Origin of the sequence: Bacteroides sp. 519, from assembly GCF_010500955.1 — a bacterium.
In the GTDB taxonomy this organism is placed as follows: domain Bacteria; phylum Bacteroidota; class Bacteroidia; order Bacteroidales; family Bacteroidaceae; genus Bacteroides.
In genome coordinates this window covers 85,509-100,499 of record NZ_QVMJ01000005.1, presented here as the reverse complement: position 1 = coordinate 100,499, position 14,991 = coordinate 85,509, and the positions used below count along the sequence as shown (strand labels likewise).

General features: G+C 35.8%; 13 protein-coding genes and 2 pseudogenes. 14 read left to right on the top strand and 1 reads right to left on the bottom strand.

The genetic code is table 11. The annotated features are described in order from the left end of the window. The 13 genes and pseudogenes from D0T85_RS06760 (at position 1) to D0T85_RS06705 (ending at position 11,839) form a co-directional block, all read left to right on the top strand. The gene (locus tag D0T85_RS06760; protein WP_163211402.1) at positions 1-168 is read left to right on the top strand and encodes a hypothetical protein; all 168 of its coding nucleotides are present in this window, start codon (positions 1-3) and stop codon (positions 166-168) included. A gap of 368 nt (positions 169-536) precedes the next feature. Beyond that, positions 537-965 (top strand): annotated as a pseudogene (locus tag D0T85_RS06755) (NAD(P)-binding protein); the annotation flags it as partial. Between the two features lie 54 nt (positions 966-1,019). Next, positions 1,020-2,564: a thioredoxin domain-containing protein gene (locus D0T85_RS06750; protein ID WP_163211541.1), complete on the top strand. Its 1,545-nt coding sequence runs from the start codon at positions 1,020-1,022 to the stop codon at positions 2,562-2,564. A 92-nt stretch (positions 2,565-2,656) separates the two neighbouring features. Further along, positions 2,657-2,770, top strand: a pseudogene (locus D0T85_RS23005) (TIGR04149 family rSAM-modified RiPP); the annotation flags it as partial. 45 nt (positions 2,771-2,815) lie between these two features. Further along, positions 2,816-3,103 carry a TIGR04149 family rSAM-modified RiPP gene (locus tag D0T85_RS22700; protein WP_239060665.1) on the top strand — a complete coding sequence of 96 codons (288 nt, stop codon included), beginning with the start codon at positions 2,816-2,818 and terminating at the stop codon, positions 3,101-3,103. 118 nt (positions 3,104-3,221) lie between these two features. Continuing rightward, positions 3,222-4,322: a 6-bladed beta-propeller gene (locus D0T85_RS06740; RefSeq protein WP_163211537.1), complete on the top strand. Its 1,101-nt coding sequence runs from the start codon at positions 3,222-3,224 to the stop codon at positions 4,320-4,322. Between the two features lie 87 nt (positions 4,323-4,409). Beyond that, positions 4,410-4,682 carry a TIGR04149 family rSAM-modified RiPP gene (locus D0T85_RS06735; protein ID WP_163211535.1) on the top strand — a complete coding sequence of 91 codons (273 nt, stop codon included), beginning with the start codon at positions 4,410-4,412 and terminating at the stop codon, positions 4,680-4,682. Positions 4,683-4,767: 85 nt separating this feature from the next. After that, entirely contained in the window at positions 4,768-5,868 is a 1,101-nt protein-coding gene (locus tag D0T85_RS06730; RefSeq protein ID WP_163211533.1) for a 6-bladed beta-propeller, read from the top strand. Further along, positions 5,865-6,569: a lanthionine synthetase LanC family protein gene (locus tag D0T85_RS06725; RefSeq protein ID WP_163211531.1), complete on the top strand. Its 705-nt coding sequence runs from the start codon at positions 5,865-5,867 to the stop codon at positions 6,567-6,569. The genes D0T85_RS06730 and D0T85_RS06725 overlap by 4 nt, the downstream gene beginning before the upstream one ends. Next, positions 6,544-7,773 carry a TIGR04157 family glycosyltransferase gene (locus D0T85_RS06720; RefSeq protein ID WP_163211529.1) on the top strand — a complete coding sequence of 410 codons (1,230 nt, stop codon included), beginning with the start codon at positions 6,544-6,546 and terminating at the stop codon, positions 7,771-7,773. Before D0T85_RS06725 ends, D0T85_RS06720 begins: the two co-directional genes overlap by 26 nt. Positions 7,774-7,840: 67 nt before the next feature. Then, the gene (locus D0T85_RS06715; protein ID WP_163211527.1) at positions 7,841-9,688 is read left to right on the top strand and encodes a glycosyltransferase family 2 protein; all 1,848 of its coding nucleotides are present in this window, start codon (positions 7,841-7,843) and stop codon (positions 9,686-9,688) included. Positions 9,689-9,698: 10 nt separating this feature from the next. Then, positions 9,699-10,184: a hypothetical protein gene (locus D0T85_RS06710; protein ID WP_163211525.1), complete on the top strand. Its 486-nt coding sequence runs from the start codon at positions 9,699-9,701 to the stop codon at positions 10,182-10,184. Positions 10,185-10,273: 89 nt separating this feature from the next. Further along, positions 10,274-11,839 carry a glycoside hydrolase family 43 protein gene (locus D0T85_RS06705; protein WP_163211523.1) on the top strand — a complete coding sequence of 522 codons (1,566 nt, stop codon included), beginning with the start codon at positions 10,274-10,276 and terminating at the stop codon, positions 11,837-11,839. Here the strand turns inward: D0T85_RS06705 and D0T85_RS06700 are convergent. Next, entirely contained in the window at positions 11,814-13,130 is a 1,317-nt protein-coding gene (locus tag D0T85_RS06700; RefSeq protein WP_163211521.1) for a BNR repeat-containing protein, read from the bottom strand. The two genes, D0T85_RS06705 and D0T85_RS06700, sit on opposite strands and share 26 nt — an antisense overlap. 307 nt (positions 13,131-13,437) lie before the next feature. On the opposite strand from D0T85_RS06700, the gene D0T85_RS06695 reads away from it, so the two are divergent. Then, positions 13,438-14,988 carry an ATP-binding protein gene (locus D0T85_RS06695; protein ID WP_163211519.1) on the top strand — a complete coding sequence of 517 codons (1,551 nt, stop codon included), beginning with the start codon at positions 13,438-13,440 and terminating at the stop codon, positions 14,986-14,988. The last annotated feature ends 3 nt before the right edge of the window (positions 14,989-14,991 follow it).

Genomic DNA, 14,991 nt, shown 5'->3' with positions numbered 1-14,991 from the left:
ATGGATAAAGAAGTCATTCAGTATATAGTAAACTACTTTGGTTATTTATTAACAGATCATGAACGACTAGCAATGACACACCCGGAGCATGGAGAGTCGATGTCGCCTTACGGGCAGGCATCGTGCGTAAATCTGCACCTGATTAACGAAACAACAACCCTTGCATAAATAAGGAAGCCGAACGATTAGCGGCACATTGAAAAAAAATAATCTAATTAATAATCAGTAAATTACAGTACCACCGTTTTTTTAGGCTTGGTACTTTTGTACCACGACTTTTTTTAGACTTGGTACTTTTGTACCACCAGCATGGTACAAAAGTATCTTAGGTGTGATACTTTTGTATCACAAGCGTGGCACTTTTGTACCACCGGCATGATACTGTTTAGTTTCACATCCACACTTGTAAAGTACGATTTTTTGCCAAAGAAGTTCTCCTGAAAGCACAGATACTATTTACGTACTTTTTTATCTCAATACCGTACAACGGATTATCTTCTTTCTATATACTTTTAAATATTTTTCAATCAAATACTATGTATATAAAGAAGAATAAAGGATACGATTATCTTTTAGTTGGGGCCGGACTTTTCAATGCAGTATTTGCATATTTGGCTACCAGAAACAAGAAAAAATGTCTGGTAGTAGAAAAACGGTCTCATACTGGTGGAAATCTGTATTGCGAAAACATTGAAGGCATTAATGTACACAAATATGGTGCGCATATTTTCCATACAAAAGAAAAATATATTTGGGATTTTATGAGAACTTTTTGTGCATTTAACCACTATGTTAACTCTCCATTAGCCATATATAAAGATGAGTTATATAATATGCCATTCAACATGAATACTTTCTATCAACTATGGAAAGTAAAAACTCCGGATGAAGCAATAAAAAAGATAAATTCCCAACGCTTAAAAATATCCGAAGCGCGGAACTTTGAAGAGCAAGCCCTTAAATTATGATATGGATAAAACAGTCAAAGAGTCTATTTTATTATACGAAAGAATAAACAAATGACACATACAATACTATCCATATTCCTTAAAGAACTGAAAGTAAAACACACCTGTTACTTTGCCGACAGTCATTATTTGCAAAGTCCATACAGAGATACCCTGTATGGATTATCCCGAATGCTTTTCGAATATCATATTCCGAATGCCGGAATAAAAATAGACTCAAAAGAACTAAAGAACATTGATACACCTTGTATTGCTCATGTTAAAGATAATTTTTGTGTCATCACCCAAATTAATAATCAGGTAAATTATATCCTTGATGGAAAAAAAATTAAATGTACGATTGAAGATTTTAATTCTATATGGGATGGTGTTATCTTATTGGCAGAGCCCGACGAACATTCGATAGAACCGGATTACAAACGCCATCAGTTACATGCATTTGTTGCACGGTATCAAAAAGCGGGTATTCTCTCTCTTATTATATTAGGTGTCATTTTGTATTTGCAAACAATGGTTATCTTTAAAGAGGTATTTTATGTTAATCTGGTACCCAACATTGTCGGTATACTTCTTTCATACTGGTTGGTAATAAAACAGATGAAAGGAAATAGTCAATATGGTGATAAACTTTGTTCATTAACTAAACAAGGCGACTGTAACAATATTTTAGAATCGAAAGCCGCCAAACTAATGGGCTTATTTAGTTGGAGTGAAATTGGTTTGGGTTTCTTTCTTTCAAACACCATACTTACCATCTTTTTTCCTGAGCTAATCTATTATTATATTTTTATCAATCTTTGTACCCTGCCCTATAGCTGTTGGAGCATCTGGTATCAGTATAAAATAGCCCGAAGCTGGTGTATTTTGTGTGTTGCTGTACAAATTGTATTAGTTACCATTTCCATTTTAAATATAATCGTTTTTCAACTACGTGTACCATCACTGGCTTTTCACGAACTCTTAGTTGTTTTCATTATTTATACGTTGCCCTTTCTTAGTATAAACTATATATTTCGTTTTTTTGCAAACAAAGAAGAACTAAACAATGCCATATATAAACTGAATCACTTTAAAGCAACCGACGAAGTTTTTATTCCTATTCTCAAAAGCCAACCATTCTATACTGTTGATAATATCTCAGAAGTAATATTTGGTAACCCGGATGCAAATCTTAAAATCACGGTATTAACCAATCCGCATTGTGAACCTTGTGCTATAGCCCACAAAAGAATTGACAAACTGCTTAGTGAATATGAAGATAAGTTTTGTGTTCAATACATTTTTGCTGCATTTAATGAAAGTTTACTTCAAAGCAACCGTTTCTTAATTGCTGTAGCACTTCATGAAGATCAACACACCCAAAAGAAGATATTTACCCAATGGTTCGAGAAAGAAAAGTATTTTGCTAAAGAGTACATAAAGAAGTTTGAATATGATCTAAGTTCCGAAGTTGTTGAGTCTGAACTCAGAAAACATCAAGCCTGGCGAGAAGAAAACAAAATTAATGGCACTCCAACAATACTAATCAATGGGTACAAGTTACCCGAGAATTACATCTTAGAGGATTTAATATATCTTACTGACATTAATGTTTAAAACAATATACTGTTGTAATATTTGTAGGCAACAGGAAGTTAACAAAGCTTTGTGATATTAAAAACTACAAATTAATTAAATCATTTATTCTTATGAAATTAAAAAAGATTTCGTTAAAGAAGAATCAGGATCAATTGAGTGATTCTGATATGAAGCAGATCAGGGGAGGGGCAAGTGTCTCTTCATGGTGTGGAAGTGGTCAATACTTGTATACTTGCTATACTTCGTTCCCNATTAAATCATTTATTCTTATGAAATTAAAAAAGATTTCGTTAAAGAAGAATCAGGATCAATTGAGTGATTCTGATATGAAGCAGATCAGGGGAGGGGCACATACCTCTTCGTTATGTGGTGCCAATGGTGGCAGCAGTTTTGAGTATTTATATACTTGTTACACTACATTTCCTGGTGGAACCAAATCAACAGGAAATGTATGTGCTACCGATTCTAATAATGCTAAAGCTAAAGCTATGCAATCTTTGCTTGGTAGCGGCTTTGAACATGAAGAATTTAATAAGATTAACATAAAATGCGACTAATATGAAATTTGTTATTGAGTAATATCAATAATATGAAATTACCAGAGAGTAGGTGAAATATATAGACCTACCTCTGGTTATTATAAGAAAGAAATTATCTTCAAATAACTTATTTTAAATGAAACAACTCCTCCCAATCCTTATCCTCCTTCTTGTTTCTTGCAAACAAGAGAAACCAGAAAGCAACATCCTAATATTTGAACCACAAAAAGCTACCCATGAGTTCAAACTTTCAGATTTTGTTGAAAGTATTACCTATATTCAGTTTGATTCTACTAAAATATTTGCAGGCTTTGATGAAAGGGCAGTAATTACAGATAAATTTATATTTCTAGGAACCAATATTGGAATATTCAAATATAACAAAAAAGGAGAATTTATTCAAGAGATCGGAGGTATTGGAGAGGGACCTATGGAATATGGCCAATATTATCAGATTACAAAAAGTGAATTCGAAGAAAAACTATTCATTTATAGTTATCCAGAATCAATATTAATCTATGATTTTAAAGGCAATTTTTTAAATCGTATTAAATTGGAAGTTCCTCTAGATATTTGTCAGTGCCTTCGCCAATACAATAACCATTTCTATTTCTTTAAATATATAAGTTCAGGAATCTCGCAACCTGATTTATGGATTATAATTAATGAAAACGGGGAATGGGTATCTTCGAAGAAAGATGAAAACCTTTTTTTTGATAATGACTTTGGAGATCGTCCCACTTGGAGCCCTACTGATTATAATAATTCGTCCATCTATTGGAATATGTATAATGATACTATTTATCGCATTAGCAAATCCGGAGTGGATGTGTTCGGTGTATTTGGCAATGGTAAATATCGTTTAACTCCACAAAACGGAGGCAATCCGGAGGGATGTTTAAAAATGAATTGCATAGTTGAAACGAATCGTTTTATTCTTTTTGATTGGTTTTTAATGACAGGCAAATGGACCGACAATAAAACAATCTATGATAAACAAAGTAAGATATTTAAAAACACAGATAAACCTATAATTAATGATATTGATGGAGGTATTCCTTTGCGTTTTCGTCGTTCTGTGCAGATAGATGGAAATCAATATTTGGAAACTTATATATATCCTGAAAAACTCATAGAAGCATTCTTAGCATCCGATACTCCTGAATCAAGAGCATTAGCCGAAACGATTGATGAGGAAGGAAATCCAATAATGGTTTTGTATAAATTAAAAGAATAGTAAACTGTTGTAATATTTGTAGGCAACAGGAAGTTAACAAAGCTTTGTGATATTAAAAACAACAAATTAATTAAATCATTTATTCTTATGAAATTAAAAAAGATTTCGTTAAAGAAGAATCAGGATCAATTGAGTGATTCTGATATGAAGCAGATCAGGGGAGGGGCAAGTGTCTCTTCATGGTGTGGAAGTGGTCAATACTTGTATACTTGCTATACTTCGTTCCCAAGTGGGGCTAACACCAAAGGGGATATATGTGCTTCTACTTCTAATGAAGCAAAAAGCAAGATTAAAGGCAATTTGGGAGGTAGTGGTTTTGGTGAAAAGGAACTAGAAAATATCACGATTAATTGCGAATAGCCTATTTAAATAACTAGAGAGTAGGTGATTTTTTTAGACCTACCTCTGGTTTTTAATAAAAATAGTATTTAATAACCATATTCTAATGAGGCCACTTTTAATCCTTATCCTCCTTCTTGTTTCTTGCAAGCAAGAGAAACCAGAAAGCAACATCCTGATATTTGAACCACAAAAAGCAACCCATGAGTTCAAACTATCAGATTTTGTTGAAAGTATTACCTATATTCAGTTTGACTCTACTAAAATATTTGCAGGCTTTGACGGAACTGTATTAACAGATGATTTCATATTTTTAAAAACCAATCTTGGAATATTGAAATATGATAGAACAGGGAGGTTTATTCAACAGATTGGAGGCATTGGACAAGGACCAATGGAATATAATCAAGACTATCAGATAACAAAAAGCGAGTCAGGAGAAAAACTTTTTATCCATACTTATGAGGATATAATACTAACTTATGATTTTGATGGTAATTTTTTAAATCGTATTAAAGCAAAAGTATCACTAAGTATACCTAACGTTTTTCGGCAATACAATAATCAGTTCTATTTTTTTAAAGATATTTCATCCTATGCCCCCTCACAACCAGATTTATGGCTTGTGATTGATGAAAAAGGGAAATGGGTCTCTTCAAAAAAAGACGAGAACCTCTTTTTTGAAAGTAGTTCAGGTGCAAATTATATTTGGAGTCCTACAGATTATAATAACTCATCCATCTATTGGAATATGTATAGTGATACTATTTATCGTATTAATAAATCCGGAGTGGATGCGTTCGGTGTATTTGGCAATGGTAGATATCGTTTAACTCCACAAAATGAAAGTAATCGGGATGGATGCTTAAAGATGAATTGTATAGTTGAAACAAATCGTTTCATTTTTTTCAGGTGGGCTTTCATGACAGGTGAGTGGACCTCTAATATAACAATCTATGATAAACAAAATAAAACATTCAAAAACACAGACAAACCTATTGTTAATGATATTGATGGGGGGGCTCCTTTGTTCTTTAGTCGTTCTGTACAAATAAATGGGTATCAATACTTAGGAACTTCTATGCGGCCCGAAGATCTTAAAGAGAAATTCTTGGCATCCAATACTCCTGAATCAAGAGCGTTAGCCGAAACGATTGATGAAGAAGGAAATCCGGTAATGGTTTTGTATAAATTAAAAGAACAATGAACCAACAAAAACAAGCACTCCTTCAAACCATTTTCCGCTATTTACTAATAAACTCAAGTTTCAATAACAACTCGGGATTATTGAATGGAAAAATGGGAATTGTTATTTTTCTGTGTCACTATGGGCGATACAAGAAGAGTAAACTTATTGCAAAATTCGCCGAAGAGTTGATTCGTGAAATATATAGTGAAATGCATTTAGACTATCCAATTAATTTCAAAGATGGCTTTTGCGGTATTGCCTGGGCAATAGAATATCTCATTCGGCAGGGGTTTGTTGAATCCGATCCCGATGCAATATTAGCCGAGCTTGATCAAAAAATTATAGAATGGGATGTAAGGCGCATATCAGACTATACCTTAGAGTCTGGCTTAAAAGGAGTAGCCTACTATTGCATTGCACGTTGTGGTAACAGAAACCGGTTTTCTCTTCCCGAGGATTATATTCAGGATCTATTTAACAGCTTACTGAATTCTCAAGATAAAGACGATGAAATAATTTTTCTTCTGGATGGCCTGCATAAGATTCTCCAGAAAGAAACACTACCTGCTATTTATTTTACACCTGTTTTTCTTAAAGATAAATACAAAATACCCGATAAGATAAATACAGAATCTCCCCGCGGATTAACAAATAATGGCATAGCCGGAATAGGATTACATATTTTATTGAACAATGAAAAGAAGAGTTTACATCTTTAACGGAGCCAGCCGGGCTGCTGTATATGGCATTGGTACATATATTGAGCAATTGGTGCATTGCCTCAAAAACACCATCAACTTTGAAGTGATCTATATTCATGCAGATAGCAATGAACTGTCTTTCAGTAGCGAGAATGGATACAACCAAATAACCATACCACAAGTACCTTTTACCATCAAACAAGCAAAATACTATTACAGAAACATAGCTTATCTACTAAAAGATTACATTGCAGAGGATGAAGATGTTTTGAATATTTTTCATCTCAACTTTATGACCAATCCATTGCTGGTAGATTATTTAAAGAAAATGTTCAAATGTAAAGTCATACTGGTTTCGCATTACACCAACTGGAGCTTTTCTTTACTGGGCAATGAAAAGGCTGTGAAAGAAATATTGAATAAGAAGAAAACTAAGCTGACCGTTTCCGAAAAGGAGATACTGAAAGATATTAATGAAGACAAGAAAATGATGGAGAAATGCGATAAGGTAGTCTTTGTTGCCCAACATACCCGCGATTTCTTTCAACATACTGCTCATGCCAACATTCAGCACAGCCAGATAATACACAATGCTTTAAAAGATAGCTACAAACCATTGTCCGAAACGGAAAAGATACAGATAAAAAAGAAATACTTCCTTCCGGAACATAGTCCAATAATCATCTTTGCTGGCAGATTGGATGAAGTAAAAGGAATTTCGTTTCTATTGAAAGCTTTCAGAAACGTACTGAATACCAACCTGGATGCACATCTTTTAATTGCAGGCGAAGGAGATTTTAATAAATGGATTAGCGAAATAAATGATTGCTGGACAAAAGTATCGTTTACCGGACGATTGGATAAAAAGAAATTATACGAACTATACAATATTGCCAATCTGGGAGTAATATGTTCTACACACGAAGAATTTGGTTTTGTAGCTATAGAGATGATGATGCATGGGCTTCCTATTATTGCATCGAACACCGGAGGCCTGGCAGAAATCATTGAAGATACTATTTCCGGATTAAAGATACCCATCAGAAACAAAAAAGGAGTACGAGGAATAGATACCAAATTACTAACCGAAAAAATAGAATATGTATTAAACAATCCGGCTGTTGCCACGGAATTAGGAAGTAATGCCAGGAAACGTTTCCTTGAAAACTATGAAATCAACCTTTTTAAAAAGAAAATGATACAACTTTACAATTTGGAATAGAAGGAGTTCTAACTCCCTTTAACTTCCAGCGAAGCGATAACTACTTTAACATCTAAGTTTAAATATTATGAACGGAATTTCTGTGATAATGCCAACCTATAATCAGGCAAGCTACATAAAAAGAGCAATCTTAAGTTTAATTAATCAAACATATACCAATTGGGAGTTGATTATTGTAAATGATGGTAGTACGGATAATACGGAAAATTGCATACGTTTCTTTCAAAACCATCCACAAATCAGGGTTTTAAAAAACGAAAAGAACAAAGGACTAGGATATGCCCTTAATAAAGGAATAGATCATGCCAGATATAATTACATTGCTTATCTGCCATCTGATGACTACTTCTATTTCAATCATTTAGAAACACTTATAAATAAATTAACCGAATCTGATGATATTGTTTTAGCATACACCAATGCCAGTGCAGAAAACATAGATTCTACACATATAAAGTATCAAAATGCAAATACAAACGGGGTGTTCAATGGTTATTGTTTGCAATTGGTACAAACAGCCCACAAAAAGAACAATGAAAGATGGGTTGAAAGATCGGAGTGGGTTTCTGATGATCTTTTTAAAATGTACTGGTGCAAGCTAACCAAATATGGGAATTTTGTTTATATACCACAAACAACGGCAAACTGGACTCATCACTCCAACCAGCGGCATAGAATAATCAATGAAAATGAAGGAGGCGGTATATACATTTATCATCAATACTATCAGGTAGAAGAGCCTTTGAATTTCAAAGTATCCGAACATAGGTTAATCAATGAATTTGAGTTATACAAAGATTTCAGAACATCATTTCCATCCCAAAAAGATGGTCTGAAAATTCTGATAGTAGGAGATTTAGCCTATAATGCCGAAAGAATTTATGCACTTGAAGAAGCTGGTCATAAGTTATACGCAATATGGACACAGCGTCCCAGCTTAACCTTCTCAACAGTTGGCCCTTTAGCTTTTGGAAATGTAGAAAGTTTATCTTTCGAAAACCGGGTCAATGAAATTGAAAGAGTTAAACCGGATATTATTTATGCCTTGCTCAATTGGGATGCCTTGGATACGGTTTATGATGTTTTTAAAAGCAATAACAGCAAAATTCCTTTTATTTGGCATTTCAAGGAAGGCCCTTACCTCACCATGTTAATGAACAAATGGGAAAAACTGATTGAAATGTATGAGCAGGCAGATGGTAGAATTTTTATCAATGAAGAATGTAAAGACTGGTATGAACAGTTTCTTATAACCTCAAAACCTACTTATATTCTGGATGGTGATTTACCAAAGAAAGATTATTTCACCAACAATTTCTCAACCAAATTATCCGATCAGGATGGAGAAATACATACTGTAGTTCCAGGAAGAATTGTGGGTGTTGGAATGAAGAATATAAAAACACTAGCCGACAATGGTATCCATATCCATATCTATCATGAGAATTATTTCGACAAACGGCTGCAATACAATATGGCTGCAAAACAAACAGCTCCACATCATTATCATATTCATCCAACCTGCACAGCCACAGATTGGGTAAAAGAGTTTTCGCAATATGATGCCGGATGGTTGCATTGTTTCAAAAGTAAGAACCAAGGGGTTTTAATGAATGCCAATTGGGACGATTTAAATCTCCCTGCCCGAATGAATACATTGGCAGCCGCAGGCTTACCAATGATCCAGATGAACAATAGCGAACATCTGGTAGCTATGCAATCTAAACTAAGAAAAGATAATCTGGGAATATTTTTTGAATCATTCATTGATTTGGCACAACAATTACACAACACATCTACTTTAAAAGAGATTCAAAAGAATGTTCGTGACAAACGATTTGAGTTTAGTTTCGATCATTATGTACCGGAACTGATCTCTTTTTTCAGAAAAGTAATAGAATCGAAATCAATCTAATTTAATTCCAATGCGTAATACACTATTAAAACAAATAGCCAACACCTTGTATATCAACGTACAACAAGTTAGTCAAAATGATCTTTTTACAGGGAAAATGGGGATTGCTTTATTCTTTTATGAATATGTACGCAGTGGCGGATCGTTTCATTATCATGAAGCAGCTGATAGACTAATTGAAATGATATGGGAGAACCTACCACAAACAGAGAATGAGTTATATGAGATAGTGCAAGGAATAAATTACCTGATTAGTAACAAATATATAGATGCCGATCCAGATATTCTGGAAGAGATATACGAATCTATACCATACCCCATTGAAGAGATACCCATAAAACATTTTAGTTTAGATAGAGAAGTAAGTATGAAAGAACTGGAAGAATATGTTAATCATAAGATACAGCATCTGATTTATTCAAAAGATTTAAGTCTGGATAATGGACTTGCCGGATTAGGGATGGCATTGATATGCAACAAAAGCATACCCCATTAATTACAAACAATCTCCTTAAATACCGGATTATTTTCTTAATATTGCTTCCTGAAAAAGCACATATTTATTATCTGTAATAAACCAAAATCATGAAAACACTAAAAAAAACATTGCTCTTACTAGTTTGTTTAGTTATGTGTGGCAATTTGTTTGCCCAATATACATACAAAAACCCGGTAATTCCCGGATTTTACCCCGACCCTTCGGTTTGCAGAGTAAACGATGATTATTATCTGGTAACAAGTACCTTCGAATATTTTCCCGGTGTTCCTGTATTTCACAGTAAAGATATGGTAAACTGGAAACAAATAGGCCATTGCCTCACACGCGAATCGCAATTGAAGTTACATAATATAGCACCATCAGGTGGCATATACGCCCCCACTATCCGGTATAACAACGGAACATTTTATATGGTTACTACCAATGTAAACGATAAAGGCAATTTTTATGTACACACTAAAGATCCGGCAGGCGAATGGTCGGAACCTATCTGGGTAAAACAGGGAGGCATAGATCCTACACTTTTCTTCGATAATGGTAAATGTTATTTCCTGTCTATACCCGATGGCATTCAACTATGCGAAATTGATGTGGCAACAGGTAAGCAATTATCAAACTCAAAGGTAATCTGGCGAGGTACAGGTGGCAGATATCCCGAAGCACCCCATCTGTATAAAAAGGATGGATGGTATTACCTGCTTATTGCAGAAGGTGGTACGGAATATGGGCATAAGGTAACCATTGCCCGGAGCCGTGAGCTTTATGGACCCTACGAGTCTAACCCGGCAAACCCTATTCTTACACACATCAACGAACATACACAAGGCAACGCTATACAGGGGGTTGGCCATGCCGACCTGATTGAAGGACACGATGGTTCGTGGTGGAGTGTTTTCTTGGGTTTCCGCCCACAATCTTACCTGCATCACCTGTTAGGACGTGAAACATTTCTTGCACCTGTGAGATGGGACACCAATGCCTGGCCTGTAATTAACGGCAATGGAGCAGTTACTTTGGATATGAATGTATCTCACCTTTTACCACAACACCCATGGCCAGCCGAACCTATTCGCGACGAGTTTAATAGCAGCAAATTAAATTTGAAATGGAATTATCTTCGTAATCCCAATTATAGTAATTACAGCATTACAAATGGTGCATTACGATTAAAAGGAGATGTTGTTACGCTTGACGATAACGCCAGCCCTACCTTTCTTGGCCGCCGACAACAACATATTAACTTTACAGCCTCAACGCCTGTAGATATAAAAAATATAAGCGAGGGCGATGAAGCCGGAATTACGGTGTACATGAATTCTACCGGACACTACGATATGTATGTTACACAAAAAGCAGGAAAAAGGGTTTTACAGGTAAAATACCACTTGGGAAACATTAATCACATTGAAAAAGAGATTGAAATAGACAATAACCCTTTAACACTATTTGTTACCGGATCGGCCGACTACTATGAGTTTTCGTACAAGCAAGGCAATAAAGCCAGTGGTGTGATTGCCAAAGTCAACACCCGCTTTATCAGTTCCGAAACATTGGGAGGTTTTACCGGGGTATATCTGGGGCTTTATGCTGTGTCGAAGAATAAAGCCAATCCGGTTATTGCCGATTTCAATTGGTTTGAGTACACTCATTAACCTCTAACACATACACCATTTGGGGCTCCGTTTCTACTGTCTGCTCTCCATCACCTTGACTGGTTTGTTGAACATACAAATGGAGCTCTTTCTTTTGTTTCCAAAGTTCCGTATCGTGCGATGGTTCCCAAGCATCAACAGAGAAATCGGTAAGATCACAGATTTGCCAGTTACCAGAGCCTACATTATCGGTATAAGCCATAGACACTTTGCTACCTCTTTCCTCGTCGCGGAAAATGTAATATATCTTATTGCCATCGGCTACTATCCGCGGGCGGGCAATGGGAATCATTTTTGTACCGCCACCTTTTAGCGAGAAGGGAGTTTGGCGTTCGCTCACCTGCCGGTTGTGCCATATTTCGCCATCGAACCATACAATGCGATATTGGGGTACTTCGCTATCCTGATCCCTCCAATAAGTAGCAATAAAAGGGTTGCCATCGCTATTGGCACTCATACTGGTTTGATTTATCAGTTCCGAGTTCTGCGCAATGTGGCAGGCTATTTCGGCATTCTCTTCTTTTATAGGGAGTTCATACTTTTCGCCATTGGTTTTATACCAGGTTATACCATTGTCCAACGATCGGGCATAACATAAATCATGATTGGTTTCTACATTATAAGATTCGCGCCATACCCAAGACAGGTGAATGGTTCCGCGTTCATCTACATACAGTTGCCAATATGCATTGCGTTTGTTTTCACCATCAATCAATACATCCTGCACACGGCTCCATTCTTTGTTTTCTACCGAATAGCGATTCATTACCAAGTTGCCTCGTCCCGAAGCACCCGATCGGTAAGCAAACAACAAGTCGCCATTACCAAGCAAGTAGAATTCCGGATAGGTTACCTTTTCCTCATCAACTCCGGTCATTGGTATTTTCTCTCCCAATTCCAGAGAAAGAGGAGCAACACTGCGGCAATAATTGAGTTTATTATTATGATGATCGAATGAAACATGCAGGTAGCCTTCGCCATCTATCATAAAACTGATGATGTTATGTGCATCCCGACATTTACCTTGATAGGGCGATCTTTTAATTTCCCATTTCTTTTCACCAAGTTTACGTTTACCTAATACCAGATATTCATCGGCATCGTAGTAGGCAATAAACTGCGTATCGCCAAATGTTGCCACCGAATTGTTTCTGAAAACGGTTGTGTTTACGGAAGTTCTGCTATATCCTTTTCCTACTTCTACCAGGTTTTGTTGTGAATTCTCTTTCGGGCTTTGGCACTGAAAGAGGCTAATTAAACAAATAGAGCAAACAGCTAAATGGAGTTTCATTGTTATATATGCGTTATTATTATTTCTTACGCAAAAATAAAACGGGATTGTTTCTTATGCAAGTAATGTCTTTAGTTATTCTAATTTGGTTCAAATCAGAGGGGTGTTGAAACGCTAAGTTGCGCGGAGTTACGCAGAGTTTTAGTTTTCCTGCGGCATCGAAATAAAAACTCAGCGTTACTTAGCGTAACTCAGCGTTTCAAAAACTCAGTCTCTATGAATAATCCAAGCTCGTGGTAATTTTCATTCAATTACCATATAAATCGAACATTTTTATTTAAGTTTGCATAAATAAAATTCAAGAATCATGGAACCCAGATATCCCATAGGTATACAAAGTTTCGAGAAGTTGCGTCAGGAAGGTTATGAATATGTAGACAAAACACATCATATCCGTAAACTTATTGAATTAGGTAATCCTTATTTTCTTAGTCGTCCCCGACGATTTGGGAAGAGTTTATTGCTTTCTACCATAGAAGCATACTTTCAGGGAAAGAAAGAACTTTTCCATGGATTAGCCATTGAGAAATGGGAAGCTGAGTGGAATGTTCATCCGGTGCTACATCTTGACCTCAATGCAGATCGATATGATAGCTGTGAAAATCTATTGGAGATGCTTGAGAAACAACTAAGAAGGTGGGAAGATCTTTATGAAACAGGAGGTGAAGGTATTAATCATTCCGGTCGGTTTATGACTGTGATTGAAAAGGCATACCAAAAAACCGGTCGTCGTGTTGTTGTTCTAATTGATGAGTACGACAAACCTCTTCTACGCAGTTTCCATGATGAAAAACTACAGGAACAGTTTCGTGTAATATTGACAGCGTTTTATACCGTATTAAAAAGTGCCGATCAATGGTTGCATTTTGTTCTCATTACGGGGGTTACTAAATTTGCGCAAATGGGAATTTTCAGCAATCTTAATCAATTGAAAGATATAAGCTTTGACCCACGTTTTGCCGATATTTGTGGTATGAACCGCCAGGAGATTGAGGATTGTTTTCAATCAGGACTACAGAATCTTGCAGCATGGAACAACCTGACGTATGAGGAAACAATGGAAAGATTGACGCGCCGATACGATGGTTATCATTTCAGCAGGCATAATATGATGGGCATATACAATCCTTTCAGTTTACTGAATGTATTGAGCGATGGTACTTTTGAGAATTATTGGTTTGCAAGCGGTACTCCTACTTTTTTGGTTGAGATGCTTCGTAAAACAGATTTTGACTTGCGCGAATTAGATGGTATTGAAGTTATTGCATCTTCCTTAATGGATGACCGAGCTAACATTAATAACCCCATACCAATGATTTACCAAAGCGGATATCTCACTATAAAAAGTTATGATGAACGTTTTCAAACATACACTTTGGGATTTCCTAACGAAGAAGTAAAATATGGACTTCTAAACTTTATAACACCTTTTTACACACCTGTTCCCTCACAAAACACGCCATTTTATATCGGTAAATTCACTCAGGAACTAGAAGAAAATGATATTGATGCCTTTCTTACTCGTATGAGAGCCTTCTTTGGCAGCATCCCTTACGATTTGAATGATAAGACTGAACGTCATTATCAGGTTGTTTTCTATCTCATCTTCCAGTTAATGGGACAGTTTATTGAGGCAGAAGTCCGTTCGGCAATTGGGCGAGCCGATGCAATAGTAAAAACCAATGATTATATATATGTTTTTGAATTTAAACTCAATGGAACAGCAGAGGAAGCCCTGAAACAGATTGATGAAAAGAGTTATTTAATACCGTATACCGCAGATAACCGGAAATTAGTAAAAGTTGGTGTTGAGTTTGATAAAGAAACGAGAAATATAAAAAGATATCTGATTGGTTAAAAT